Source organism: Acinetobacter sp. YH12027, from assembly GCF_013420085.1.
GTDB lineage: Bacteria > Pseudomonadota > Gammaproteobacteria > Pseudomonadales > Moraxellaceae > Acinetobacter > Acinetobacter amyesii.
In genome coordinates this window covers 1-26,379 of sequence record NZ_VOYW01000030.1, presented here as the reverse complement: position 1 = coordinate 26,379, position 26,379 = coordinate 1, and the positions used below count along the sequence as shown (strand labels likewise).

At 41.1% G+C, this 26,379-nt stretch carries 28 protein-coding genes, 4 tRNA genes and 1 rRNA gene; 19 read left to right on the top strand and 14 right to left on the bottom strand.

Going from position 1 to position 26,379, the window contains the following annotated elements; genetic code table 11:
* The first annotated feature begins 188 nt into the window (after nucleotides 1-188).
* The 4 genes from FTT94_RS11560 to FTT94_RS11545 all read left to right on the top strand — a co-directional run bounded on the left by FTT94_RS11560 (nucleotide 189) and on the right by FTT94_RS11545 (nucleotide 1,016).
* A tRNA-Ser gene (locus FTT94_RS11560) sits at nucleotides 189-278 on the top strand.
* Nucleotides 279-293: 15 nt separating this feature from the next.
* Nucleotides 294-370, top strand: a tRNA-Arg gene (locus tag FTT94_RS11555).
* Between the two features lie 45 nt (nucleotides 371-415).
* Nucleotides 416-492: transfer RNA gene (locus FTT94_RS11550), tRNA-Arg, on the top strand.
* Nucleotides 493-939: 447 nt separating this feature from the next.
* Nucleotides 940-1,016: transfer RNA gene (locus FTT94_RS11545), tRNA-Arg, on the top strand.
* Nucleotides 1,017-1,109: 93 nt separating this feature from the next.
* Here FTT94_RS11545 and FTT94_RS11540 read toward each other — a convergent pair.
* Nucleotides 1,110-2,414 (bottom strand): SRPBCC family protein, encoded by a 1,305-nt coding sequence (locus tag FTT94_RS11540; protein WP_180170833.1) that lies wholly within the window; start codon nucleotides 2,412-2,414, stop codon nucleotides 1,110-1,112.
* Between the two features lie 163 nt (nucleotides 2,415-2,577).
* Between FTT94_RS11540 and FTT94_RS11535 the strand changes: the two genes are divergently transcribed.
* Together FTT94_RS11535 and FTT94_RS11530 are read left to right on the top strand one after the other, a co-directional pair.
* Entirely contained in the window at nucleotides 2,578-3,075 is a 498-nt protein-coding gene (locus tag FTT94_RS11535; protein ID WP_180170832.1) for a YcxB family protein, read from the top strand.
* Nucleotides 3,076-3,083: 8 nt separating this feature from the next.
* Nucleotides 3,084-3,749: a fumarylacetoacetate hydrolase family protein gene (locus tag FTT94_RS11530; RefSeq protein ID WP_373686033.1), complete on the top strand. Its 666-nt coding sequence runs from the start codon at nucleotides 3,084-3,086 to the stop codon at nucleotides 3,747-3,749.
* A 52-nt stretch (nucleotides 3,750-3,801) separates the two neighbouring features.
* On the opposite strand, the gene FTT94_RS11525 is transcribed toward FTT94_RS11530, so the two are convergent.
* On the bottom strand, nucleotides 3,802-4,575 hold the full coding sequence (locus FTT94_RS11525) for a tetratricopeptide repeat protein (protein ID WP_180170830.1): 774 nt from the start codon (nucleotides 4,573-4,575) through the stop codon (nucleotides 3,802-3,804).
* Between the two features lie 96 nt (nucleotides 4,576-4,671).
* Nucleotides 4,672-5,487 carry a helix-turn-helix domain-containing protein gene (locus FTT94_RS11520; protein WP_180170829.1) on the bottom strand — a complete coding sequence of 272 codons (816 nt, stop codon included), beginning with the start codon at nucleotides 5,485-5,487 and terminating at the stop codon, nucleotides 4,672-4,674.
* Nucleotides 5,488-5,590: 103 nt separating this feature from the next.
* Here FTT94_RS11520 and FTT94_RS11515 point away from each other — a divergent pair, with 103 nt between their 5' ends.
* A complete protein-coding gene (locus FTT94_RS11515; protein ID WP_180170828.1) occupies nucleotides 5,591-6,520 on the top strand; it encodes a DMT family transporter in 930 nt (309 codons plus the stop codon).
* A 54-nt stretch (nucleotides 6,521-6,574) separates the two neighbouring features.
* On the opposite strand, the gene FTT94_RS11510 is transcribed toward FTT94_RS11515, so the two are convergent.
* Nucleotides 6,575-7,822 (bottom strand): YihY family inner membrane protein, encoded by a 1,248-nt coding sequence (locus FTT94_RS11510; RefSeq protein ID WP_078192438.1) that lies wholly within the window; start codon nucleotides 7,820-7,822, stop codon nucleotides 6,575-6,577.
* Nucleotides 7,823-7,934: 112 nt separating this feature from the next.
* Here FTT94_RS11510 and wrbA point away from each other — a divergent pair, with 112 nt between their 5' ends.
* A complete protein-coding gene (wrbA, locus tag FTT94_RS11505) occupies nucleotides 7,935-8,528 on the top strand; it encodes an NAD(P)H:quinone oxidoreductase (protein ID WP_078192437.1) in 594 nt (197 codons plus the stop codon).
* Between the two features lie 317 nt (nucleotides 8,529-8,845).
* Nucleotides 8,846-9,034, top strand: a complete 189-nt coding sequence (locus tag FTT94_RS11500; protein ID WP_180112960.1) for a hypothetical protein — start codon at nucleotides 8,846-8,848, stop codon at nucleotides 9,032-9,034.
* Between the two features lie 107 nt (nucleotides 9,035-9,141).
* Here FTT94_RS11500 and FTT94_RS11495 read toward each other — a convergent pair whose 3' ends face one another.
* The 4 genes from FTT94_RS11495 to FTT94_RS11480 all read right to left on the bottom strand — a co-directional run bounded on the left by FTT94_RS11495 (nucleotide 9,142) and on the right by FTT94_RS11480 (nucleotide 12,030).
* The gene (locus FTT94_RS11495) at nucleotides 9,142-9,540 is read right to left on the bottom strand and encodes a hypothetical protein (RefSeq protein WP_180026120.1); all 399 of its coding nucleotides are present in this window, start codon (nucleotides 9,538-9,540) and stop codon (nucleotides 9,142-9,144) included.
* A 269-nt stretch (nucleotides 9,541-9,809) separates the two neighbouring features.
* Nucleotides 9,810-10,385: a xanthine phosphoribosyltransferase gene (locus tag FTT94_RS11490; protein ID WP_078189246.1), complete on the bottom strand. Its 576-nt coding sequence runs from the start codon at nucleotides 10,383-10,385 to the stop codon at nucleotides 9,810-9,812.
* A 90-nt stretch (nucleotides 10,386-10,475) separates the two neighbouring features.
* Entirely contained in the window at nucleotides 10,476-11,189 is a 714-nt protein-coding gene (locus tag FTT94_RS11485; RefSeq protein WP_078192434.1) for a DUF3108 domain-containing protein, read from the bottom strand.
* Between the two features lie 157 nt (nucleotides 11,190-11,346).
* Nucleotides 11,347-12,030, bottom strand: coding sequence for a hypothetical protein (locus tag FTT94_RS11480; RefSeq protein ID WP_180117908.1), 684 nt, complete (start codon nucleotides 12,028-12,030; stop codon nucleotides 11,347-11,349).
* A 258-nt stretch (nucleotides 12,031-12,288) separates the two neighbouring features.
* On the opposite strand from FTT94_RS11480, the gene FTT94_RS11475 reads away from it, so the two are divergent.
* Nucleotides 12,289-13,146 carry an energy transducer TonB gene (locus FTT94_RS11475; protein WP_213032932.1) on the top strand — a complete coding sequence of 286 codons (858 nt, stop codon included), beginning with the start codon at nucleotides 12,289-12,291 and terminating at the stop codon, nucleotides 13,144-13,146.
* Here the strand turns inward: FTT94_RS11475 and FTT94_RS11470 are convergent, their stop codons facing one another.
* The 4 genes from FTT94_RS11470 to miaB all read right to left on the bottom strand — a co-directional run bounded on the left by FTT94_RS11470 (nucleotide 13,147) and on the right by miaB (nucleotide 16,579).
* Nucleotides 13,147-13,437, bottom strand: a complete 291-nt coding sequence (locus tag FTT94_RS11470; protein ID WP_111885943.1) for an antibiotic biosynthesis monooxygenase — start codon at nucleotides 13,435-13,437, stop codon at nucleotides 13,147-13,149.
* 62 nt (nucleotides 13,438-13,499) lie between these two features.
* Nucleotides 13,500-13,982, bottom strand: coding sequence for an rRNA maturation RNase YbeY (ybeY, locus tag FTT94_RS11465; protein ID WP_078192431.1), 483 nt, complete (start codon nucleotides 13,980-13,982; stop codon nucleotides 13,500-13,502).
* Between the two features lie 9 nt (nucleotides 13,983-13,991).
* Nucleotides 13,992-15,083: a PhoH family protein gene (locus FTT94_RS11460; protein ID WP_111885944.1), complete on the bottom strand. Its 1,092-nt coding sequence runs from the start codon at nucleotides 15,081-15,083 to the stop codon at nucleotides 13,992-13,994.
* A gap of 38 nt (nucleotides 15,084-15,121) precedes the next feature.
* A complete protein-coding gene (miaB, locus tag FTT94_RS11455; protein ID WP_180170827.1) occupies nucleotides 15,122-16,579 on the bottom strand; it encodes a tRNA (N6-isopentenyl adenosine(37)-C2)-methylthiotransferase MiaB in 1,458 nt (485 codons plus the stop codon).
* Nucleotides 16,580-16,886: 307 nt separating this feature from the next.
* Here miaB and FTT94_RS11450 point away from each other — a divergent pair, with 307 nt between their 5' ends.
* The 5 genes from FTT94_RS11450 to FTT94_RS11430 all read left to right on the top strand — a co-directional run bounded on the left by FTT94_RS11450 (nucleotide 16,887) and on the right by FTT94_RS11430 (nucleotide 21,540).
* Nucleotides 16,887-18,863, top strand: a complete 1,977-nt coding sequence (locus FTT94_RS11450; protein ID WP_180073405.1) for a lytic transglycosylase domain-containing protein — start codon at nucleotides 16,887-16,889, stop codon at nucleotides 18,861-18,863.
* A gap of 126 nt (nucleotides 18,864-18,989) precedes the next feature.
* Nucleotides 18,990-19,571, top strand: a complete 582-nt coding sequence (locus FTT94_RS11445; RefSeq protein ID WP_257223169.1) for a ribonuclease I — start codon at nucleotides 18,990-18,992, stop codon at nucleotides 19,569-19,571.
* A gap of 170 nt (nucleotides 19,572-19,741) precedes the next feature.
* The gene (locus FTT94_RS11440) at nucleotides 19,742-20,728 is read left to right on the top strand and encodes a malate dehydrogenase (RefSeq protein ID WP_180008396.1); all 987 of its coding nucleotides are present in this window, start codon (nucleotides 19,742-19,744) and stop codon (nucleotides 20,726-20,728) included.
* A gap of 188 nt (nucleotides 20,729-20,916) precedes the next feature.
* The gene (locus tag FTT94_RS11435; protein WP_180103030.1) at nucleotides 20,917-21,177 is read left to right on the top strand and encodes a DUF2789 family protein; all 261 of its coding nucleotides are present in this window, start codon (nucleotides 20,917-20,919) and stop codon (nucleotides 21,175-21,177) included.
* Nucleotides 21,178-21,282: 105 nt separating this feature from the next.
* A complete protein-coding gene (locus tag FTT94_RS11430) occupies nucleotides 21,283-21,540 on the top strand; it encodes a DUF2789 family protein (RefSeq protein WP_078189234.1) in 258 nt (85 codons plus the stop codon).
* 49 nt (nucleotides 21,541-21,589) lie between these two features.
* Here the strand turns inward: FTT94_RS11430 and FTT94_RS11425 are convergent, their stop codons facing one another.
* On the bottom strand, nucleotides 21,590-22,117 hold the full coding sequence (locus FTT94_RS11425) for a hypothetical protein (RefSeq protein ID WP_180170826.1): 528 nt from the start codon (nucleotides 22,115-22,117) through the stop codon (nucleotides 21,590-21,592).
* A gap of 71 nt (nucleotides 22,118-22,188) precedes the next feature.
* The gene (locus tag FTT94_RS11420) at nucleotides 22,189-22,791 is read right to left on the bottom strand and encodes a 2OG-Fe(II) oxygenase (protein ID WP_180008392.1); all 603 of its coding nucleotides are present in this window, start codon (nucleotides 22,789-22,791) and stop codon (nucleotides 22,189-22,191) included.
* A 114-nt stretch (nucleotides 22,792-22,905) separates the two neighbouring features.
* Between FTT94_RS11420 and FTT94_RS11415 the strand changes: the two genes are divergently transcribed.
* The 4 genes from FTT94_RS11415 to FTT94_RS11400 form a co-directional block, all read left to right on the top strand.
* On the top strand, nucleotides 22,906-23,763 hold the full coding sequence (locus FTT94_RS11415; RefSeq protein WP_078189232.1) for a 23S rRNA (adenine(2030)-N(6))-methyltransferase RlmJ: 858 nt from the start codon (nucleotides 22,906-22,908) through the stop codon (nucleotides 23,761-23,763).
* 41 nt (nucleotides 23,764-23,804) lie between these two features.
* Nucleotides 23,805-24,629 carry a CDP-diacylglycerol--serine O-phosphatidyltransferase gene (pssA, locus tag FTT94_RS11410; protein ID WP_078189231.1) on the top strand — a complete coding sequence of 275 codons (825 nt, stop codon included), beginning with the start codon at nucleotides 23,805-23,807 and terminating at the stop codon, nucleotides 24,627-24,629.
* A gap of 36 nt (nucleotides 24,630-24,665) precedes the next feature.
* Entirely contained in the window at nucleotides 24,666-25,742 is a 1,077-nt protein-coding gene (locus FTT94_RS11405; protein WP_180170825.1) for a DUF6670 family protein, read from the top strand.
* A 437-nt stretch (nucleotides 25,743-26,179) separates the two neighbouring features.
* Nucleotides 26,180-26,379 (top strand): 16S ribosomal RNA (locus FTT94_RS11400); the annotation flags it as partial.

Genomic DNA, 26,379 nt, shown 5'->3' with positions numbered 1-26,379 from the left:
GTGTTTTATGCCGATATTTTATAATGTTTAAAGCTGAAAAGTAGGGGACAGCAGCGCGTGCTGAACTAATTTTGCACTAATTTTTTGAAAATCGTTTAAAAAATATCTAATTGAGTAAAAAAATGAAAAAAATATAACGACTGTGCTTGCAGTCGTATCATGATCTTTGTATTATGGCGGCACGTTACGGTGAGATGGGTGAGTGGCTGAAACCACATCCCTGCTAAGGATGCATACGGGCAACTGTATCGAGGGTTCGAATCCCTCTCTCACCGCCACGATTTACTTATGTCGCGCTCATAGCTCAGCTGGATAGAGCACTTGGCTACGAACTAAGGGGTCGGGAGTTCGAATCTCTCTGAGCGCACCAATAAGTAAATCTGAAAACGTAGTCTTTTAAGACGACACAAGTTACGCGCTCATAGCTCAGCTGGATAGAGCACTTGGCTACGAACTAAGGGGTCGGGAGTTCGAATCTCTCTGAGCGCACCAACTTGAACAAATTACCGCACATGTTGCGGTTTTTTTGTGCCTGTGATTTATCGTTTTGATGCAGCCTGTCTTTTGTCTTTTGTCTTTTGTCTTTTGCTTTTATAAAGCGTTCTATTCCATTTGCTTTCTTCAACAGATTAACGCTTATTTCAGATATTCATAGTGATGCAATTTTTTTAAATCAAAGTTTAAAAAAGAATTGAGTGAGTTAAAGCAGTGATTCAATGATGGCGATAGATTTATTATCTATCTTGAGCATTTATACGTGAGTATTGCTAAGTTTAAATTCCAAACTTGTGATGCAAAAGCCATTAAAAAAGTAAATCTAGCTGATTTTTAGCGTGTTTAAAGGGTAATTGTTTATTTGCTGTGCGTTTGGTTAAATTTATATGAAAAAGCTCTTAACAAAAAATAAAAATCACGTATAATGAGCCTCATCAAGACGTCGCGCTCATAGCTCAGCTGGATAGAGCACTTGGCTACGAACTAAGGGGTCGGGAGTTCGAATCTCTCTGAGCGCACCAACTTGATCAAGATTGAAAAAACCGCATATGTTGCGGTTTTTTTGTGTCTGAAATATAGCTAAAAACAATAAATTCAGCTCATCAATCAAGGTTCTAACTTAACTTCTGTTTAACTTTAAGTGCAAAGACCGTATTTCCGCCTAAAGCCGGCAACATGTCGTGATACGGCATACTGCGCATAGCACGAAGTAAAAACGGTGCTTTGTCATCAATCTTCATCGCACTGGTCAATTGTAATAACGACCCTTGTTGTAAGGGGCGAATATGCATGGCACCTCGGACAAACTTTAAGTCCCCACCTGTCGCGGTGTATTGATTTTGCAGTAAGTCTGGGTAGTTAAAACGCATCTTAAAATCAAAGGGAATATTGATCACACCTAAACCCACCGAAATTTTATAGTCGGCATCCATGAGGTGCGGATTAATTTTCTGCACTTGCATATGTTTGACTTGTCTTGGAAATAAGTGCTTGAACGAAGACACATTAATCCAGCGCTGTAAGCTCGAAGGCTCTTGTGCATAATATTGAAAACTGGTGCTAAAGCGCATCAATTCATAATTTTGCCCAAAGGGAACGCGCTGCGCTGTCAAAATAAAGGACACAGGTTCTTTCGAGCTTTGACTTAATTGGGTGATTTTGTCGAGTTGAGAGGCATTCAATTTGAGTTCAGGCAATTGATTTGCAGCGAGAGTTTCACTACTAAAGGCTTTAAATCGGCGCTGTAATGATTCGAGTAAAAAACCATTGGTTCCCGCAGGAATCCCTAATTTGGCATCGGGTAAGGCATTTAATATTTTGCTAAACAAAAAACCTTTGGGCTGATTTAAATCGCCCCATTGGGTCACACTAATCAAGGTGTGTTGTGCATCAATCTCAAACCATTCAATTTTCCCTGCACCAAAGGGCACTGGTGCTTCTAGAACCAAACTATTAATGCTGTTGTGCTGAATTTGGTGCTGCATCACCACAGTTTCTTTAAAGTTTAAAACCGGAATCGGCGTCGGGATGTGGATGCGATATTTAACTTGGCTGGTTGAACCTTGCTGTTGCAAAACCTCAGCAGATTTTAGCGTGGGAAATAAGCCGGCGTAGTTTGGATAATTACTGAGTAATCTGGCGACATTTTTACTGTTGGTTGGGACAACCACCGCGGCACTTTGAAATTTACCAACGACTTTTTGTCCTGCTTTCATCGTGGGTAGACTAATTTGCTGTGAAGGATGTGCAAAAATCACGATGTGATCACCGGCAAGATTTGCCAAGGCTTTGGCATTGCCATTAAATAAGTCCAAACTACTAGGGATCTGGGGTTGCCATTGAACGAATTTGGCCCAACTGGTCGATATGCTCAGTCCACTCAGAAACACCAGCACCATGATTATTTTTGTTATCTGCATGTCACATCCTGCGTATGCAATCTTTTATTTGTTGCTGTTTTTAACGTATTTCTAGAGGGAAGGGAAGTAGTGAAGTGTTACAACCGACCATTAAAAAGCATGAAGCAAGTTTGAATTGTGGTGTAGTATTTAGCGCAATTCATTTTTAAATATTCATACGCTTATGTCTGAGAATCTACCTGCATTATCGCTGCGCTATTTTTTAAATCTAGAAGAATCACAGGATGGTTTTGCACTAGCAACTTTTGGCAAAAAGCAATTTACGCGTTTTTTAACGCCAGCGATTAGCCTTGGGATTATCATCTGGGGTTTTTACTTGGGTGTAGATGGTGTTGGTGCCTACTATGTTGGGCTGGGCGCTTTCTTTTTACTTCTTCAAGGCATCATGCGTTATTGGTTTTTACCGATGATGTTTAAACGCCAGTTTGTAAAATACCAATTGGGCAAAAGTGAACAAGGTATTGATTTATTTCAAGACTATGCAGAAATTCATGCCAATGGGCGTAAGAATGTCTTTCATTATGCTGAAGTGGCAAATTTTGCTGAAGGCAAATTGACCTATATGCTTGAGCTGAAAAATAAAACCGTGATTATTGTGCCGAAAAGTGCATTTAAAAATACTACGGACCAAGCGACTTTTAGCAATACTTTTCAACACTAAGACAATCTATTCATAACAAAAGAGGGAGTAGTATGCAGTCACGTCCATCTAAAATTGTTTGCGTCGGTCGTAGTTATGCAGATCATGCCAAAGAATTAGGCAATGCAATTCCTGACCGTCCTGTCCTTTTTATGAAGCCGCCAAGTGCATTAACCGCATTAGACCAAGGCATCTCATGGAATCCTGCATGGGGCAGTTGCCACTATGAATGCGAATTAAGTTTACGTATTGATCGACCTTTATCGGCTGAAACTGATCCACGCAAAGCCTTAGAAGCAGTCGGAGCTGTGACTTTGGGGCTAGACCTGACCTTGCGTGATCTACAAGATGACTTAAAGAAAAAAGGTCAGCCGTGGGAACGTGCCAAAGCTTATGATGGTTCTTGCATCCTTGCAGATTGGGTCGATGTCCAAGAGGTGGTTCAAGATTGGAAAAATGTGCATTACACCTTGCATATCAATGATGAACTGCGCCAGAACGGTGATACTGCATTGCTGATTTTTGATGTGGGTACTTTGTTGGCCGATATTAGCCAAGTGTTTAGTCTTGAGGCGGGTGATGTGGTCATGACGGGTACACCTGCAGGTGTCGCGGCACTACAGTCAGGTGAGCAGTTGAAAATGACCCTAAAAGGCAAAAATCAGGATTTTGTTTGGACAACTTTTGTCAAATAATCTGTGAAAAAAATACAAAAAAGGCTGCTTAATGCAGCCTTTTTTGATTGATCTATTCGGTACTGCTTGATGGCGGTGGCTCATTCGGTTGTAAAGGACCAGTGTCTTTCCATGTTTCATAGGTGTCGGCCATATGCTGTGAGTCGGTGTCTCCCAATGCACCTGCTTTGGCATACCATTGTCGCGCTTTTTCACCATCTCGAATATCATAATGATAATAATGTGCCATTTTCATCGCCGCGTCAGCATCTTGCCCTTGTTCTGCGGCATAGCTTAAATATTCAGCTGCTTTGTCGGGTGTTGACGAAGGATGTTCAGAAAAATAATGTTGATTTCCCAAGACTTTGATCGCTTCGACATTCTTTTGTTTGGCTGCTTTTTCATACCAAATTTGCGCTTGGTGCTTGTCTTGAATTAAGCCTTTTCCAGTGTCGTACATCCAACCAACGGTATATTCAGCAGCAGGATCATGGGTCTTTTTTGCAAGGTCTAGCACCCAGTGTGCAAGGAAAATATTGCCATCTTGCTGCATCTTTCGAATCACTTGCTCTGCATGTGGGTTGCCTTGATAGGCTTGAGTCATCAACCATGCGAATGCGTCCGTAGTGCCTTGATCCGCAGCAGCTTTGTACCAATGTACACTTTGTTCGATATTTTGTTCTGTGCCCGTTCCACTGAGGTATAAATCACCCACTTTCATTTGCGCAGTCGCATCACCACTTTGAGCTATTTTGAGTGCAGATTTAAATTCACGCTGTTCTTTGGAACTACAAGCCGTTAAAAATACGGCAGATAAACACAGCGCTAAAATTGTTTTTTTATTCATTCGAAATGGAGTCATTATCATTCTTCGTGGATTTTTTGATCTTAGCGGATTGTTGAATCACTTTATAGAGATCCTTGCGGCTAAATTTAAACACATTTAGGGCTTTAAAGCAGATTTTCTAAACTGATCTGGGGTGCAAAGCATCCATTTTTTAAACATATTAATAAACGCCGAGGCATTGGCATAACCAAGTTCTAAAGCAATATTTTCGACGGTTTGACCTGCGTTGAGCATCGACATGGCTTTCATGACTTTGAGGCGTTGTCGCCATTCATGCAGCGACATCCCAAGTTCTTTTTGACAATAACGTGCCAGAGTACGTTCCGTCATGTTTATCCGCTGTGCCAATTGCTCAAGCGCGCTCTGATCCGCAGGATGTTGATGTAAATAATCAAGCAGTTGTTTGAGGGCAGGGTGTTCCGAATGCGGTAAATAGCTACTGACCAATTTGGCTTGATGTAGTTGATCTAAGATCACATGGAGTAAGCGTTGATATTCGGCGGTATTTTCCAAGAGGTCGGCTTGTTGGTGCAACAGACGCAAATGGCTGAAGATCGCGGTGACTAAGGGCGAGCTGAGTAAAATCCCTGGTTGTTTCGGTAAGTGAGTACATAGCGATTCATGTACATATAAGGTTCCATGTGAAACCGCAGTACGATTTAAACCACTGTGTTCTAAATGTGGAGGAAGCCAAATGCCATAAGGCGGTGGAGTAATATAGTCTATCTGATTGATGTTCACTTCCATCACGCCATTAAAGGCATAGACAAACTCGCCCCAAGCATGCCCATGGACGGGATAAACAGACAGTGCAGGATCGTCACGAAAACTGATCCATAGCGCTGCTTGAATTTCATCGTTGGTGGGAAGTTGTTGGAACTGCGTATGATCTACACGAGCTTTATGACGCATGAGAAATTTTGCCTGAATAAGAAGATCACTTGTCTATTTTGAAGTATATATTTTATTTCTGACAGTTCTATAGTGTTGCTTGTCGTATTGTTGAGTAAATAGTGTGGAACAGCGTAAGGCGCTAGATGCGAAAGCTTCTGGTCTGATGATTATTTTGTGCATGATTTTAGGGATTCAACAGGTCATTTTGAAATTGGCCGCGGTTGATATTGCGCCGATCATGCAAATTGCCATTCGATCGGGTTTGGCTGCGCTGTTGGTCTTTCCACTGATTCGTCTTAAGCCGGGGACACATTTATATACTCGAGAATACTTGCTGCCGGGTATCTGGTTGGCGTTTTTATTTTCAGCCGAATTTATTTTAGTGGCAGAATCCCTGCACTATACCTCTGCATCACATACCGTTGTCTTGCTCTATACCGCACCGATATTCGTGGCATTAGGTTTACATTGGAAGTTGCCTGAAGAAAAGCTTACAGCGATCCAATGGGTCGGTATTTTTATTGCCTTTTCAGGAATAGTACTGTCGTTTATGGGACGTGAAAGTAGTACTACAGTCAACACTCAAGCCCTGTTGGGTGATGCGATGGCATTACTTGCTGGGGTGATGTGGGCCTTGACCACCATTTCATTAAGACTCACCAAACTCTCTGATGCACCTCCGACTCAGACCTTGTTTTATCAGTTGGTTGGTGGTTGTGTATTTTTATTACCCGTGGCGTGGCTGACAGGACAAATGACTGTACATTGGACGGTGTTGTCCATCAGCAGTATGATTTTTCATGTGCTCATTATTTCATTTTTTAGCCTGATGCTTTGGTTTTGGCTGTTAAGTAAATATCTGGCCAATGGTCTGGGCGTTTTTTCATTCCTTACCCCAATCTTTGGACTGGTCTTTGGCGTATTGATCTTAAACGAAACGATTGAACTGAACTTTATTTTGGGAACGGCCTTAGTAATGGTTGGAGTGATGACGGTAACCTTGCATCGGTGGTTGTCTAAATTGATGGGACATCAGTGCACAGCGATCTAATATCATGTATAAATTAAAAGGGAGAACTGCAGTTCTCCCTTTCAATTTATACGGTTATTTTTCTTCAAAAATAGTCGCAAGCGGTATCGAGAGTTTGGCCGCGAGATAATCATCCGATTCGACCAGTTGCGGCCCAATTTTTTCCATCCAAACATCATCTGGATCGACGCGACCTAAATCTTGCCGTTTAGGGAGCGGATAGGGCAGCTTACTGTAAAAACTCCAAAAGTCCACTTGGGTTAAATTACGAACTAAAACATAATGATCATCATCTGTACGTTTAATCAGGTGTTGCTCTTCAAACAATAAAATATAGCTTGGCAGGCGGCCGATTTCGTCACGCCCTAAAACCTCAAGTGCTTCTTTTTCTGTCACGCTCTGACCGAGTTTTTGCTTTTTATAAAATAATTCAAGCAAATCCATCAACATAATCACAGGATGACGTTTTTGATCGTTGCCCGAATTGAAAGCGGTCAGTGCATAACTAATTTCTACCCCAATCAGCACGATATTCCATGAAAGGAATATCCAAAGTAGGAAAATTGGCACCGCAGCAAAAGCTCCGTAAACAATTTGATAACTGGTGAAATTTGACATGACAAAACCAAAGAGGTTTTTGAGCAGTTCAAATACCACGGCACTAAAGACACCCGCGATCAGCGCCGCCTTAATCGGCACACTGCGGTTGGGAATCGTCCAATACAGAATGAAAAAACCTAAAATGGTCAATGAAAAAGACAAGATCCACAGCAGAAAAGCCCCATCCAGTTCATAGCCGGCAAAATTATTGCTGAGGACATTCATAGAGGCCAAGGTAGATGACACAACAAATGCGCTACCCAGTAAGATTGGGCCTAATGAGATAATAGTCCAATAGCGCATAAAGCCAATAATGCCGCCACGTGTCTCACGCACCCGCCAAATTCGGTTAAATACTGTCTCAATGCTGGTCAGCATCATGACTGTGGTAATGAATAAAAACAGCACACCTATCACGGTCAAGTTACTGGATTTATCGGTGAATGCATTCAGTGCTTTATCAAAAGCAATTGTCGTTTTCGGTAGGAAATTACTATAAATCAATTGTTGAAGCTGTTGACGAGCAGGTTCTAAAGCTTTAATTGAGGAGATGATGACCAAGAATACGGTCAACATGGGTACCACTGCAAACAAGGTGGTATAGGTTAATGATCCTGCTTGTTCACGGCAGCGATCGGCTTCAAAACGTCGAATGACAAATAAAACAAACTGAAACCATTTCTTGTCGTAAAAGGGAAGTTTTTTTAAAAATGCTTCGATCATGCTTTCAAGTCTCGAGTTATTTTAGTCATGTTTATGCAATTTTCATCACTTAGCTTAACCAAAAAATAGGAAAAATACCGTATAGTTTTCTTTTTTCATTGAATTTATAAAAATGACGCAAGCTTATGTACTGGTGCTGTATTACAGCAAATATGGTTCAACACGTGAGATGGCACATTTGATTGCCAATGGAATTGAAGCTTCTGGGATGGCGGTAAAAATACGTACCGTTCCAAATTTATCCACCGTGGTGACTGACGTGCAGCCCAGTATTCCTGCCGAAGGCGATATTTACTGTAGCTTAGATGACTTAGCGCATTGTTCAGGTTTAGCCCTTGGTTCACCGACACGTTTTGGCAATATGGCGTCGGAAATGAAATATTTCTGGGATCAAACCACAGCGCTTTGGCTCAATGGCGCATTGCATGGTAAACCTGCCTGTGTGTTTACCAGTTCAGGTTCAATGCATGGCGGACAGGAAAGTACTTTGCTGACCATGCTGCCGCCTTTGTTCCATCATGGAATGATGGTTATGGGTTTAAGTAATGCCCATCCTGCATTATCGAATACCAAAACGGGTGGTACGCCCTATGGTGCAAGCCATGTCAGTGGTCCGCGCCATGATCAGTCATTGAGTCAAGATGAGCGAAACTTATGTGAAGAGCAGGGTAAACGCCTAGGCGAAGTGGTCAAAAAGTTGATTTGATACTTACTTGTTCTAGGAAGTTACGCAGACTTTGTAGCGAACGAGCAAGAAAAGGTTTAAATATTGCACTTTTCTTGCTTTTTTACGTGTGATTTCTTTTATTTACGATATTGTATTTGCGCCCAAAAATATAAAAATAAATCTGTCGAACTATTCTTAAAATACCCAAAATAAGTGATATCAATAACATATTGAAAGTTTTTAAATACAGCCTGCTCAGTGATGGCCTTGAATCGATTTTTGCTGTCTTTTTGGGCGCGTTATTTTTATTTTTTGATTACATGATTTGTATTTAAATTTCTTCTTTGGGGTGTGTGATGTCTATTATTAATTTTCGAATGATTTTCCTGTGTTCCGCATTTGCTGCATCTTCCTTGTGTACGGCAATGCCAGTTTTGCACAGTATGGATTTCCCGCAAGAGAAAAAAGCTGAAGAAAAAGAATTTTTGGCGAAACAAGATCAAGTCAAAGCAGAATCAAAATCTTTAACTGATGCTTCAAAATAATTGATTCGCCATGGTTTCGAATAGCATTTCAATAGGCTAGAAATACATGTTAGAAAAACAATAACCCATTAAAAAGAGCGCTGATGCGCTCTTTTTTTACATCGAATTTAGTCTTGATCCGAAGTCTTTGCAGCGTCTTCAGGCTGTTGCTCAACTTCAAAGCGCTGTTTGCAGTCTAAACATTGGTAGTCGAGAAAAATATTTTGATCGACGATCACGCCGGCTTTTTTACCAAAACGGTGTCCTAGAAAACCGCCTGTGATACCGACGCTAATCGCACCTACAAAAGTACCGATGGTTCCGCCCATAATCACGCCAAGTGGGCCTGCAGTTACACCACCAATCGCAGCACCAATAGATGCGCCAGATGCCGCACCACCGACAGTCCCTGCAGCAGTTCCTGCACCACTGAGTAAAACCCCACCAATTTTTTGTAAGTTTTGTTCATGGTTACGCTTTTCAATATGGGTTGATCCACATCTTGGACATTTAACTGTCGGTTCCATATTTTGATCTTCTGTATTCATAACTTTCCGTAGCCTTAAAAAATAAAGTGGCCGAATTTATGGTGCAGCATAATGTAATTTGACAGATGAGTAGTTGACCCATTTGATCAAATGCAACGATTTTCCTGAATTTTATCGAGTTTTGCGCACAGATGTTTTGTCTGCTTGTAACCAAGGCGTTAAAAAGTGCGCTCTACGTCACCTTAATGGCAAATTTTTAGCAAAAAAAAGAACACCTGATGTGTTCTTTTTTTCTTTTGAACGCAAACTTAGTCACGAACAAATTCAACTGTACCATTCGCCAGTGATTTCACACGTGCCAATGATTCAACGCGATAGCCTTTTTCAAGCAAAATATCACGACCAGGTTGGAATGATTTTTCAATCACGATACCGATACCCAATACTTCAGCACTTGCTTGATGAATAAGATCTGCAAGACCTAAAGCCGCTTGACCATTGGCCAAGAAGTCATCAATCACTAAAACTTTATCTTCAGCATTGATGTGCTTTTTAGAAATCGCGATCGTGCTTTCAGTTTGTTTGGTAAAAGAAAACACTTTTGAGCGATACAAATCATCTTTTAAGGTTAAAGATTGATATTTACGTGCAAAAATCACAGGAACACCAAGTTCAAGACCAGCCATTACTGCAGGTGCAATACCTGATGCTTCAATGGTGATGATTTTGGTAATGCCAGCATCTTTAAAAAGACGGGCAAATTCTTGACCAATTTGCTGCATCATCACAGGGTCAATTTGGTGGTTCAGGAAAGAATCGACTTTCAGAACTTCTTCAGAGAGAACGATACCTTCAGCTAAGATTTTCTGTTCCAGAGCGTGCACGGGAGAATCCTCGAGGGGCAGGTGCTTTTTAAAGCAAAAGCGTATTTTAAAAAGCACCGTGAAAAATGCAAGCGAAATTGATCAAATCAATTAATTTGTTGCACCTTTATAGCCCGTTAACAATAAACCGTAAGAGGTTTTATTGTCTTGGTGGGAAACTTTGACAGGTAGATAATCTAGTTTTGGTGCTAACCAGAAAGTCGTTTGACGGCCTGGTTTGTCATGACGCATCACGACTTTAACGGTGTCAAAAGTTCCATAAGTGGTTTTCACTTTTTCAGTGCCTTGTTTCACGAACTTACGAGCTTCAACCTCTTTGGCATCGGCAATGTAGTAATTCGATTTCAAACCACCATTTTTTAAATCTTCACGAATTTGCAATTCAGCATTGAGTTCATCTAACACACCTGATTTCCACGCAAATGAACGCGCTTTATCATCTTTTTTGGTATTAATGGTTTTTGCGCCAGCATTAAAATTAATATTCATGGTGTTGTTGTGCACCAAAATTTTGCTGCTGCGGCTAAAGCTGTTCGAGTGAATTTGGCTGCCATTTAAACTAAAACGACTGGTTTCAGTTGCAGAGGCCATCGCACCAGCTTTTGCTGCGAAAACATACGTCCAGTTATTCCCAGATTGTTTTAGGGTACGTGTTGCAGAACCCAAGTTTTTGCCGTTGTAGTTAAATTGGTAGTTGGCTTGGAATGGACTCATGGCAAATGACTGACTTGAGAAACCAGTCAAAAGCAGTGTAGTCGATACCCCAGCAACAAGACCTAAATTTTTCAAAACTGAATGTGCCATAAGTATGGTTTTCCTATTCAATAGAAGTGCGGTGGGCTAAACCACCTGATATGTTTATTATGCGGCTGGATTGTGGAGAATCTCGTCGCAAATCCGTGCCTAATGTATATGTTGTGTAGCGTTTTATAGGCTCAAGATATCTAAGTACAGGATAAGTCTAGCTTTCCTTTTGCTTAATTGGCGTGACTTCATCGTCTTTTAAATTTGAGTCATCCCAGTCTTCTATCCGTTCTTGCGACATCTTGGTGAACAATGCGGTTAAATTAACATTACCAATCACCACCAATTCGGCCTCACGTAAAACAGCATGGTTGACATGGACTTTGCCCAATGTGTCGATAATCGATCGACTTTTACCGAGCCAGCGATTCAGGTCTAAATACAGTAAATCATCTTTAACTTTGATCACATTGAGCTTTTCCAAAATCATACCCAATGGATCTTGGTTGAGTACTTTTTGATAGAACCATAACGCCATGCGCACGCCCATCTTATACAGAACATTTGGATACTTCGCTTCAATCACTTGTGTATCACTAATTTGTTCAAATACGATCAATTGGGTATTTTTATTCAGCTCCATTTGCACCAATTTAAGGTCCACGGAAAGCGTGATGAGCAGTCCATTATAATCGAGTGTGGCATACAGTCTGAGCCAGTCGTCATGAAGGTCAGCATGCAAGTCTTTGAGCATTTTCACATTATCGGTCACAAAGCGCTGAAATGTCGCATTTAAAAACACTTGAGACATTGGGAATTCACGCTCATCTTCAATAAATCCTTCAGCTTTTTGGTACACTTGGCGTATACGTTTAGCGATATTGGAAACTAGCGTTTGCATAAGAAGTGCATCCTGACAAATTATGTTTTTTAACGATGTTTATCTTGTCGATTTCTATAAAAACACAAGGTTTTGATCTTGCAGTTTAGCAAAATAAATTGCACCATTTTCATGATTTTAATTGTGCATTATCGATGTGTTGATGGATTTCTCGTTTTCATCAAAAAATGAATACGAGTTTTATTTTATACTGTTTTAAGTAGTTTGGGGAATGCGGCAAATTGTCGGTTTAATGTGATGCTGAAAAAAATAACGTTCATGCCCTTGATGAAAGAGTGGTGGAAAGATCCCATATTTGCAACTGCATTGGCGTTTGCTGCTGTGTTGCATTTGGCTTTTTTAACCATGCAATTTTCCATGCCCCAAGAGGCGGATTATAACACCAAAGAAATTGCAGTTTCTTTACGTTCTACGACGGAAAAAATTGAACATGCAGACTTTTTAGCACAAGCCGATCAGCAGGGCTCTGGGACATTCCGTGAGTCACATCGTATGTCGAGTGACATGCCTGCACCGATGATCGAACAAAAAGCCGGTGAGCAAAAAAGTGAAGCTTTAGAACAACTGCAACAAAAGAAAGAACTCAGCTTTGAAGATAAAGTGTTGATGACAACTTTGAGTTGGCAAAAACAAGCTGAAGAAAACAGTCGCAAAAAAGCCGTTGAGGAGTTGAATAGTCAGTTTCAGGCCAAGGCTGCGATGGTGGCGAGTATCGAAGCCCAATATTTACAACGTCAGCAAAACTTTAGCCGTCAGCAAAAAATTAAAACCATTGATGGTATTCAAGCCAAGCAAGATGTTTCTGCGGCCTATATGGAAAAATTCCGCGAAAAAGTCGAGTTTTATGGCAACCGTTATTATCCTGAAGCGGCAAAACAGCAACAGCTACGCGGTGAAGTACGTTTAATGGTTATTTTGAACAGTAATGGCGGGATTCGTGCCATTCGTTTGATCGAAAGTTCAGGTTCAAGTTTATTGGATGAAGCTGCAAAAACCTCTGTGCGTAAGGCGGCACCTTTTGGTTTGTTTGATGCCAAAATGAAAGACATCTCAGAACTTCGTATTGTGCGTACTTGGCGCTTTGATCCTGCAGAAGCAGAGTTTGAGGTGCGTTAATCAGTTGTGATTGCGTCGCAAAACTTCGCAGATTTCGACGCTAAAACTCGCATACCATTGGTTTTTCCCCAATTGCTGCGCGACCAGATGTTGTGCATCTTGTTGCCAAGCTCGAATGTCTTCTAATGTATTCCAGTAGGAAAGGGCGATTTCATGCTCACCCTCTGTCAGCGCTTCAAAATGTTGACAGTTAAAGTGTGTCAAGGCTTTGTCTCTAAGCTGCTGTGCAGTCGAAAAATACAGCTCATCAAGCGTACGAATGCGTGCTTTAAAAATCACGACATATTGCATATCTTTCCTTCCTTGGTTTTTATAATGTTAAAAAAGCGAGCCGTAGCTCGCTTTTTGGGTTCTTAATCTCTTTCCAGATAAGGGTTATCAAACCCCAATTTGGCTAAAATCTCGATCTCCAAAGCTTCCATTTCTTCAGCATCTTCATCAGAGGTTTCATGGTCGTAACCCATGAGGTGTAACGTACCGTGTACCAGCATATGCGTAAAGTGGGTCAGGGGTGCTTTGCTTTGTTCTTGTGCTTCACGAAGAACCACAGGAATACAAATCACCAAGTCGCCAATCGGAAATGAGTCTAAAACTGCAGCCATTTCATCGGGGAGATCGCTCGGAAAAGACAACACATTGGTCGGTTTGTCTTTACCACGATATTCCAAGTTCAATTTGTGGCTTTCGTCATTGTCCACACATGCAATACCGATCTCACAATCACTTTGTGTATCGATATGACGTAAAGCCGTTTCCACGACTTTTTTGATATGCGCACGTTTCACCACCAATTCAGGTGACTGAAAATTTTGCTGCAAGGAGAGATTAAGTTTCAAAATGAATCCTTAAATGTTTTCGTCTTGATGCTGCCCATCAGCTTTAGCATCATTGTCCGCCACCAAGGCTTCCTGACGTGCTTTACGTTCTGCACGTTGTTCAGCCGTGAGGCGATGTTGTTCGCTGTCCCATCCCTCATAGGCTTCAACAATTTTTTGAACCAATTGATGACGTACCACGTCACGAGAGTGGAAGCGAGTAATATGAATTTCTTTGATTTTTTCAATCACACGTAAGGCATGTGCCAAACCAGATTGTTGACCACGAGGTAAATCGACCTGTGTAATGTCGCCCGTGATCACCGCTCGAGAACCAAAGCCTAAACGGGTGAGGAACATTTTCATCTGTTCAGGGGTAGTGTTCTGTGCTTCATCTAAAATCACAAAAGAATGATTTAAGGTACGACCACGCATGTAGGCCAGTGGTGCAACTTCAATCACTTGACGTTCAATCAGTTTAGCGACTTTTTCAAAACCGAGCATTTCATACAAAGCGTCGTATAGCGGACGTAAGTAAGGGTCAATTTTTTGGCTCAAATCACCGGGTAAAAACCCCAGTTTTTCACCGGCTTCAACCGCAGGGCGAACCAATAAAATACGCTGAATTTCATTACGTTCTAGCATATCTACAGCAGCGGCGACCGCGAGATAAGTTTTACCTGTACCCGCTGGGCCGATACCAAATGAAATATCGCTTTGTAAAATACGCTGTACATAGCGTTTTTGATTGGCACCACGTGGATTGATCCGACCTTTACGGGTTTGTAGATAAACATTGTCTAAACCGGTATGCTCATTTTCAGAAAAATCTTCCTGAATTTCGCGGTCAGTCTGACTGCCTTGAATCATCATGTGTAAAATGTCCGCACTAATCTGTGGATTGGTTTCGGACTCTTCATAAAGACGGTGAAGGAGACTTTCGGCTCTCTCTACCGCATCGATTTCCCCATCGACAAAAAAAGCATCTGCACGATGAGAAATTTTGACATCTAAACGTTGTTCAATTTGTTTGAGATGACCGTTATAGGCACCGAGCATGCTTTGTAAACGGTCAAGTGGAATACCGGCAAAAGTTACAGTACGTCGAATCGCTGCAGTCAAGAGAATTCCTTTAAATTGGTCTGACGATTAAGCTTACATTACGCCACGTCAGGCTCAAGATTCAAGAGTTCACCGTAAACAAACTTCAAAGTTTTAATATCTGTCACTTCAATCTCTGCAAAACGCCCAACCCATGCAGGATCACCGATAAAGCTAACCAAACGTGTATTGTCTGCAGTACCAATCAGCAAGTTCGGATCTTTGTCTGAAACAGACTCAATCAAGACACGTTGAATGGTCCCTAGCATTGCATCAGTTTTATCGATACTGGATTGTTTAATCCATTGTTGAACTTTTGCAAGACGTTCTTTTTTCACATCTTCAGGGGTCGTGTCTTCAAGTTCTGAAGCAGGAGTACCCGGACGTTTTGAGTAGATGAAACTGTATGAATGATCGAAATCCATATCTTGGATAAATTGATAAGTTTCTTCGAAGTTTTCGTCAGTCTCACCCGGAAAGCCAATAATAAAGTCGCTAGATAAATGCATATCAGGGCGAACTTGACGTAATTTAGCAATTTTATCGACATATACATCAATCGTGTGGTTACGTTTCATGGCTTGTAGCACGTCATTCGAACCACTTTGAACTGGTAGATGCAAGTGAGAAACCATTTGCGGTAAGTCACGGTAGCATTGAATCAAGTCATCATTAAATTCAAGCGGGTGCGATGTGGTGTAACGAATACGTCCAATGCCCGGAATTTCGGCCACTAAACGTAATAAGTCTGCAAAGGTACAGATTTCCCCTTCAAAAGTTTCACCACGGTAGCCATTCACGTTTTGGCCGAGTAATGAAATTTCACGTACGCCTTTTTCAGCTAAAGTGGCAATTTCAGCCAATACGTCATCGAGTGGGCGAGAAACCTCTTCACCACGGGTATAAGGAACTACGCAGAATGAACAGTATTTAGAACAGCCTTCCATAATCGAGACAAAGGCTTTAAACCCTTCTACACGCGGTTCAGGTAAAAAGTCGAATTTTTCAATATCAGGGAATGAAATATCCACCAATTGAATTTTTTCTTTTTTCGGTTTGACCACTTGCTCAGTATGCTGATCTAACATTTGCGGTAAACGGTGCAAGGTTTGTGGACCAAAGACCATATCAACATACGGTGCACGTTTTTGAATGTTGTCGCCTTCCTGAGAGGCAACACAGCCACCAACACCAATCACAAGATCAGGATTCTTTTCTTTCAGCTTGCGCCAACGGCCTAACTCAGAAAATACTTTTTCTTGTGCTTTTTCACGAATAGAGCAGGTATTCATCAGGAGAATATCGGCTTCTTTAGGGTCGTTCGTCAGCACATAGCCGTGAGAATCACCTAAAAGGTCGCCCATACGTTGACTGTCATACTCATTCATCTGACACCCTTGCGTTTCGATGTACAGTTTTTTCACTGCTCCATCTTGAGCTGGGGTGTGCTGTGGCTGGGTAACAGTGTTATCTGGGGCAGCTTGGGCACTATTCGGGATGAAGGTTTGAACCGCCATGTAGGCTCCTAAAGGAATTTTATGAAAATCAATAACCATACGTGGCTGACAGACAATTCAATCAATTGAATTGTGCAGCTGCGGAGGTCAAAAAGGGGATTTTAAGAATGAGCAATATTTTAGCAGTAATTCACTAGAAACTTACAGCCTAAAATTACAACTCTGCCATATTGATTTATGAAGCAAAAATGTTTGAAAATTAATATTGGCTAATCATAAGGTTACATAACAGAACACAATGCAGAGTTTAGAATTATTAAACTAATTCCTAAACAAAGTTCGATGTGCTGTAACTGAGCAGAATGACATGAAAGAAGGCAAGTGGATGTTAAAACATAATTTTAAACAGAAAAATTACGCTAAATTACTTGCTTTGAGTGTCGGGCTCTCCGGAATTTCTGCGTTTGCCCAAGCCGCAGATGAGCAGTTTAAGGATGCTTTACGTGCTGCGAATGCAGGCAATATTAGTTTATTACAACAATACCAATCATCCATGCAAAATGACGTTTTGGGCTATTATCCAGAATATTGGTTACTGAATAATAATTTGGCTTCACAACCTGCAAGTGCCATTATTAATTTTGCACAGCGCTATCCAAACTCGGCAATGGCAGAAAAATTAGCCGCAGATTATGTTGAAGAAAAAGTCAAACAAGCTGATTTCGCTACAGCACAGCCTGTCTTGCAATATGTGACTAATGCTGACCGTGCTGAAACATGTGCCATGGCTCAAGTCCGCGCAAAGTCGGGCGACCCTCTGGTTTACGCAGAATTTAAAGATGTATGGTTGACCACAAACTCACAACCTGACTCGTGTACGGGCTTGGGCCGTATGATGCTGTCGAGTCCTTTAATGACTCAAGATGACCGCCATCAACGGATGTGGGGACAGTTAAGAGCGGGTCAGTCAGGACAAGCGATTGCGACTGCGCAAACCATTGGCGTAAATATTAATTTGTCACAACTCAACACCATTCAAGCCAATCCACTGAATTATTTATGGTCTGCACCCAAAGCCACAGCTGAAGATCATGCATACCTGATTTATGCGATGGGTCGCTTGGCCGATAGCGACTTAAATGGCGCGATTTCTTCGGTGAAACGTGCAGCAGAAGGCACACCAGCCGATGTACAAAAAGCCCTATACCGTAGTGTCGGGTATATCGGTGGTACAACGGTAATGAAAAATAATTTCAACCGTGAAGTTCTAAATTATCTTGATTTGAGTTATGGACTGCCTTTTAGTGCAGAAGAAGCCGAGATTTATGCGCGACAAGCCATTCGTTTTGGCGCATGGGAAAGTGTCATTCGTGCAATTGATGCGATGAGCGTTTCGCAAAAGCAAGAAGATCGTTGGCAATATTGGTTAGCACGTGCCTCTGAACAACGTGGCGATGCCTCATCTAAACGTGCGGCACAAGACATTTATCGTAAGCTTGCCGTTGGCGATGATTACCATAATTTGTTAGCACGTGACAAAATTGGTCAGTCTTATAACAATATTCCGTCAAATGTGCAGCCTTCGTCACAAGATGCGCAGCGTCTCAGTCAGGATATTCACTTCCGTCGTGCCTTTGCATTGCGCAATATTAATGCATCTGACAGCTATATTAACCGTGAATGGAACTGGGCAGTGCGTCAAGCCTATTTAAAGCATGATGATGGCATGATTCTTGCCGCAGCTAAACGTGCAACCGATATGGGGTGGTATGATCGGGCGATTTATGCGGCAGATCGAACCACTAAACAGCACAATTATGCTTTACGTTATGCTATGCCGCATCAAAATTATGTGGTGAGTCATAGTCGTAATGCCGGCATTGACCCTGCATGGGCTTATGGTTTGATGCGTCAAGAAAGTCGGTTTGTCACTAGCGCACGTTCACATGTCGGTGCCGGTGGTTTAATGCAAATTATGCCAGACACCGCAAAATTGGTGGCTCGTCAGATGGGGGAGAGTTATAACCCCGCTGCATTAACGGATATGAATACCAATATTCGTTATGGCACTTTCTATTTATCGATGATTCAACGTCAATTGAGTAATAGTCCAGTCTTAGCGACCGCAGGTTACAATGCGGGTCCAAATCGTGCTCGACGCTGGCAGCCTGAATATCAAGCAATTGCAGCGGATCAATATACGGAATCGATTCCATTAACGGAAACGCGAGACTATGTAAAACATGTGATGACCAATGCAACCCATTACGGCCTTTTATTAGGTCAGGGGCCACAATCGATTGAAAAAAGAATGCAAATGATTCCATTACGGAATGCGCAATAAATTTTAAAGCAAGATGCGCCTGTTTTTAGGCGCAATATGGGTAAATGATGAATGCCGAAAATGGACATTAGACCTGCTTATCGAATACTGACATCACTGCTCATCGGCAGTGGTGCAGGCTTTGGTATGTCTATGCTTTCGGCTGCACCGGTTGTAAAAGGGTATGTGATGGATGTGCAAATGGTGCCTGCTGTTTGCGCCTATGACCCATTAAAAAGTAAAAAACGTAAATGTTTAGAAGGGTATTCACTCAATATCACGGGTCTATATCCAGAAACCTCTACACGTGATTGCACGACCAATAGTTCAGCTAAACTTTCTCCGTTGCAAGCGAAAGTGGTTGCACGGATTATGCCTGATGAAAATGCTCGCGTGGCGCTTTGGCACAATACCGGCGGCTGTGTCCCAATGAATGCTAGCCAGTATTTCAGAACCATTATTAATCATGCAGATAAGCTAAAAATTCCAGATGAATTGACCAGTCAAGAAACCCAATCCATTCAAGCCAATGTCTTGCGTAATAAAATGTTGCGTATGAACAGCGGATTGGTATCACAAAGTATTGAATTTAACTGTATGCAAACCCGTGGTGGTAGTCTGCTGACTGAGATTAAAATTTGCTATAAAAACAATGGTCAGTACAAAAGTTGCCCTGCGACTATCGTCGGAAATTGTCCTGCAACTTTCATAATTAAAGGTTCTTTCTAAGCTTTTTTCGGCATTTTATTTATATTTCCTATCATACTTTTGTTGAAAAGCATTCTCTTTTACATGCAAGCGTCAAAAGATTGGAGTACAATCTTTGCCGTTTATGATTATTAAGATTAGATAGAACAGCTATTTAATCATTATGACCTTCCTCAATTGGAGATAATTACATGAAGCAAGCAGTTCGTGTTGCCGTTACTGGCGCAGCTGGTCAAATCGGTTATAGCTTATTATTCCGTATCGCAAGCGGTGAAATGTTGGGTAAAGACCAACCAGTTATCCTTCAATTATTAGAAATTCCAGTTGAGAAAGCTCAACAAGCGCTTAAAGGCGTAATGATGGAACTTGATGACTGCGCATTCCCTCTTTTAGAAGGTATGATCGGTACTGATGATCCTAAAGTTGCATTCAAAGATGCTGACTACGCTCTTCTTGTAGGTTCACGTCCACGTGGTCCTGGTATGGAACGTGCTGACCTTCTTAAAGTAAACGGTGAAATCTTCATCGGTCAAGGCCAAGCGCTTAACGAAGTTGCTAGCCGTGACGTTAAAGTTCTTGTTGTAGGTAACCCTGCAAACACTAACGCTTACATCGCAATGAAATCTGCTCCAGATCTTCCAGCGAAAAACTTCACAGCAATGTTACGTCTTGACCACAACCGTGCGTTAACTCAACTTGCTCAAAAAGCGGGTGTTGCAGTTTCTGACATCGAAAACATGACAGTTTGGGGTAACCACTCTCCAACAATGTATGCTGACTACCGTTTTGCAAATGTAAACGGCGAAAGCTTAAAAGACAAAATCAACGATGCTGCTTGGAACAAAGACGTATTCCTTCCAACTGTTGGTAAACGTGGTGCTGCGATCATCGAAGCGCGTGGTCTTTCTTCTGCTGCTTCTGCTGCAAACGCTGCAATCGACCATATGCGCGATTGGGCTCTTGGCACAAACGGCAAATGGGTAACTATGGGTATTCCTTCTGACGGTTCTTATGGTATTCCTGAAGGCGTAATGTTCGGTTTCCCTGTAACAACTGAAAACGGCGAATACAAAATCGTTCAAGGTCTTGAAATCGACGAATTCAGCCGTGAACGTATCAACGTCACTCTAAACGAGCTTGAAGAAGAACGTGCAGCAGTTGCTGACATGGTTAAATAATTTAATTTTTTAAATTAAATTATAAAAAAAGCACTCCATTTGGGGTGCTTTTTTATGGCCTGCGAAAAATACCACGCTTAAGTTTTGAACAAAAAATAACACGTTGAGATGTAGTTGCAACTGACAAAGTCAATTAAACAGATAACTATGAAGATGGAAGAAATGTTTTTGGCTTGAGGAGAACGGCAATGTTTGATCAACAACCGACGTTGGAACTATTTTTTGAACAATTGGGGTTGGATGCAACTCCGGAAGGCATCGATCAATTTATCGAAACGCATCAAATCACCATGGATGTTCCATTGCATGAAGCGCCATTTTGGACGAAGTCACAGCGCGACTTTATTATTAGTCATTGGAAAAAAGATGATGACTGGGCCATGGTGGTCGATATTTTAAATGAACAATTGCATACAGAACATAAGCTTTCAGGATCATGCAAAATCTAAATACAATTTGAAACAACAAACCTAGTTTTATCGCTAGGTTTTTTTAGCTTCATCATATAAGTTAATTAAATAATAAATGACAGATTAGTTGATAAGGAGGGCGAGATGCTCAATCAAAATAAACCATCCTTAGCTTTATTGTTTTCTCAATTGGGGTTAGCCAGCAGTCCAGCTGCGATCGAGTTATACGTACGTACGCATCAGCTTGCCGCAAGTGAAAATTTACATGATGCGCCGTTTTGGAATAAAGCGCAGCGTGATTTTCTAATCAGTCATTTAGTACAAGATGATGATTGGGCTATTTGGATTGATGAGCTGAATCAACAGTTACATATGGATGCATATAAGCTGCAGCCGGCATAGATTTCATTTCTCTACAAATAAAAAACACCTCTTCGGAGGTGTTTTTTATTTAGTGCAGTTTACTTTGGCGTAATTCTGCAAACCACTCTTCTTGGCGATAAGGATTAAATGCAGGATGCTCAAGTAATGTGGTCAGTTTGAATTCTTGAGATTTGCAGTATTTATTTAACCAGTGGCGGGTTAACGCAGGTTCCTGTTTTACCGCAGAGGCATAGGCCAAATAGAAGTAGATGTCGCCATGTTCAGCTTTGGACATCGGTTTCATAATCTGCTGGGTAATTAGGGCATAGCGCTGCTCTTGGGTGATTTCAAAAAATACCATATAAGCTTTGGCTAAATGCACAGACAAATTGATGTATAGCTCAATCGGCATTTCTTCAAATTCAATCCGGCTTTGCTCAAGTAGAACAATGGCTTCTTGCAGAAAATACACTTGTTCTTGATGGTTCTTACTTAAATTAACCAATTGTAGGCGTAAGTCAGCACGCTCAAGGGCAAGATCAGGGCTGTTGCCTTGTAGAAATAATTGATCAGTTTCGCCAATACGCTGAATGATTTGTTGACTGTTTTGACGCATCGGGTACATCCTCATCTATGAATGACTCATATATGAGGATAATTTAAGGGATTTAAAGGATGAATCTCGAATTACCACATCGTGTTGTCATTACGCAGCCAAGCCGTAATCGATAAACGTTGATGTTTGGCTTCGAGTACCTCGTGTAACAGGTCACTTTGGAATAAAGCAATGCGATTCGGTTTAGGTTCTAAAATATGCCAAACATCATTCTTATCTTGTAAGCGCAATTCACCGCCCCAGTCGGCTTGCCAATGTTCATGCAAATAATAAACCGCTGAAATGACACGTCCATTTTTACCTTGAGGATTATCTTTATGCAGGGCATAAAATTCACCTGCGTTATAACAGGCAAAATGTGCTTCGACTTCGTGAATGCCAGAAAAAAATGCGCGATTAAATTGTTCTGATAAATGTTGTAACGCTTGAACGTGTTCTTGTGCGACATCTAAGGTGTCGTTAATCCATAAAATATGATCACTTCTAATTTTACTGATGACCCCATTTTGTACGGCTGCATCCCTAAATTTATTTAAATTTGACATACATTCTTCAACAAGTGCATGTATATATTCAGCAGGATAAGCGTCATCAATAATGCTAAACCCGTGTTGATCTAAATCATCGAGGATTTGATCAACGGGCCAAGACTTTGGGAGAAAGGCTGTTTCCATATACGATCCATAAAGTTGTGGAAAAAAAGGTGACGTATTCTAGAGCAAGAATAGCATCGGAATGAAACTATTTTTCATGCTAAAATGTCCGTTGATATCAGGAATTAAAGAAACATGAATTACCGTCACCATTTCCATGCAGGCAACTTTGCCGACGTGATGAAGCACGTTTTGCTGCTTCAGTTATTAAGTCGACTGAATGCAAAAGATAAACCTTATCGCTATGTAGATACACATGGTGGTGCAGGTAAATATGATCTTTCGACCTCTGAAGCACAGAAATCAGGTGAGTTTTTAAATGGTATTCATCGTTTAGTTAAGCTCGATGATTCGATTAAACGCAATGCGCCTGAAGGTGTTCAACAATATTTAAAAGTTGTTGAAAAAATGCGTGAAAACTTTGGTAAAGGCGCTTATCCAGGTTCTCCATGGTTTGCACTTGAAGGCATGCGTGAAACTGATAAAGCCACGATTTTTGAAATGCAGCGTGATGTATTTCAGCAATTGCGCCACAATATTTTTGATAAACGTGCAGGCTTGCATGAGCGTGATGCTTACGAAGGTTTACTGGGTGTAATTCCACCAAAAGAAAAACGTGGTTTGGTCATGATTGACCCGCCTTACGAATTAGAACGTAAAGATTTTCCACAGCTTGTAGAATTGTTGGTCGCTGCTTATAAAAAATGGCCCACAGGCGTTTTTGCGGTATGGTATCCAATTAAAGACCGCGCGATGATTGAACGTTTTGAAAAGAAAATGTACAAAACCGGTATTCGTCGTCAGTTGGTTTGCGAAATTTGTGTATGGCCAGATGACACTCCAGTGGGTCTAAATGGTTGTGGTTTATTGGTGATTAACCCACCTTGGAAATTCTCTGAAGATGCGGACGAAGCATTACAATGGTTGTTCCCACATCTTCGTATGAATGAAAATGGTGGTCATGCAGCCGTACGTTGGTTAGTTGGCGAATAATTTTAAACTTGAAAAAGAAAGGTCACAGTTAGGATCGAACAATGACAAATACAAATAAACCTGAGCGGGAAATTTCTTCAAAGGATGAAAATGCATTTGATGGCATTACATTTGAAGTTGAAGAAGAGGAGCATACCCATGAAGGGCATAAAGTGAAACGTCGTGGGATCTATCTGTGGCCAAACTTGATTACAACTGCAGCGTTGTTATCCGGCTTTTATTCAATAATTGCCAGTATGAATGGTGAGTTTCAACAAGCCATTTATGCCATTTTCCTTGCAGCATTATTTGATGGTTTGGATGGCCGTGTCGCACGTGCTATTGGCGCGCAAAGTCCATTTGGTGAACAGTTTGACTCCTTATCAGACTTGCTAGCATTTGGTGTTGCACCTGCCATTTTAATGTATAGCTGGAGTCTAAATGACTTAGGCCGTATTGGTCTTGCAGCATGTTTTGTTTACACCGCATGTGCAGCCTTCCGTTTAGCACGTTTTAACGTACAAATCGGGGTTGTCGATAAACGTTATTTTATTGGTGTTGCAAGTCCACTCGCAGCCGTTATGATTATTTCATTGGTATGGGTAGGCATGGACATCCCTGCAGTCTTCGACTTACGCGAAACAGGTATTCAGATTTTTAATGCGGTAGTGATTATTGCAGTGGGTCTATTGATGATCTCAAATGTGAAATACTATTCATTTAAAACGGTGGATCGTCGCCGTGTTCCATTTGCCGTGTTACCAATCATAGTCTTTGTTTTAGCAGCTGTAACGTATAATATTCCAATGGGTATTTTAATTATTTCAGTGATTTATGCATTGTCTGGTTTTGTCACCACCTTAATGGCAAAAAAGGCAGAAGCATGAGTTAAAGCATGAAATAAAAATGAAAAGGAGCTTGATATGCAGATATTTCAAGATTTCTTGGATCAATCAAGACGACTGAATCAAGCTCCAGATTTACAACATAAAAAAATAAATCTACATGCGCCGAATACGCCTTACCCTTCAGTCCATTATGGACTCTGTCTACCGAATCTTCCTGCGCCCTTACATTATCTTAACTTTATAAGTTGGCTCGGTCAGCCTCAGATTCCCGCTTTTCAAAATCCTGTGTCCATTCAACAAGACGAACTCAATACAGCCACAGTATTGACCAGTGTGAGCGGTCATATGGTTGGGCAATTACAATCATATTCCATCAAAGACGACTGTGGTTTGAGTGATACCGTCTTTAAATTTAGAGATAAAGAGCAGATTGGTTGGGATGGAGCGGTATTTCAAATCCATCGAGAAGATACTGAACTCAGTTTAGATTTGTCCGTGCAAACTACCGATATTTCTTCGTGTTTAATTAAGTTGAGATTAGGTCTTGCTGAATATTGGTCGGTGATGTGCCAATGTGAAGGGCAAATCAAATTTCAGGGCCAGATGTATGATGTAAATCAGTTGGCGGTATTATCTTATGCACAAATACGCAAGTTTCCATATTTACCTTTAGCGTTTTATACCCATCAGGTCATCAACCTCAGCCGACAGCGTCAAATTATCTTTATGCAAACGCGAGATCGTTATAACAATATTTTGAGTTCGCGTTTATATCTAAGAGATTTAAATCAGCAGCAAGTGTTCATGGCAGACCAAGGTGTGTTCTTTAAAGTCATGCGCGTTTATCCCGTTGTTAAAACCCCAAATTTGCAAAAAATGTATTTGCCACGTGAATTTGAATGGATTTACCAAAATGACAAAATGAAAATACATATACAAGCGCAAAGTCGTGGGGATTTTAAATTTGGACTCGGCGCAGGTTATGCAGGAAGCTTTAACTATCAAATCAAAATCAACGACGAAATCGAGTGTGGGGAAGGTGGATACTGTGAATATGTCGATTGTCGAGCTTTGAAATGGCAAGAAAAGAATGAAAAAGATAAATTAACGGACAAATATGGAAATATTGTCCCTTTTATGCTCAAAAAATAGTAAAAAAACTCAATTTAGTAGAATAAATAAACAAACGTAATGAAAAATTAAAAATAAATGGAAAAGGGTGTTGCAACGAATGTGAAATGCTGTAGAATGCACATCCATCGGCGGTGATGAAGATTAAAACTTCTGATAAAACAATAACTTGGTTGAATTGATTAAGTTGGGTTTTATTTGATAAGTTTAAAATAATTTGAATTACCGGTTGACTCTTTAGAAATAAAGAGTAATATAGCCGACCTAGCTTGCTGGTGACGAACCAACAAGAAGATCATTAAGAGATTATGAAGAACAACTTGTGTGGATTTTTACTGATTGATCGATCGAAATTATTTTCATTGATTGATGGTAGAAATTACTCGAAGTTTATTTGAGCAAATTTTTGTCAGTAATTGATGAGCCAAGATTGGTACACTATATGTACTATTGATTTTAAACTGAAGAGTTTGATCATGGCTCAGATTGAACGCTGGCGGCAGGCTTAACACATGCAAGTCGAGCGGGGGAAGGTAGCTTGCTACCGATTTCTAGCGGCGGACGGGTGAGTAATGCTTAGGAATCTGCCTATTAGTGGGGGACAACATTTCGAAAGGGATGCTAATACCGCATACGTCCTACGGGAGAAAGCAGGGGA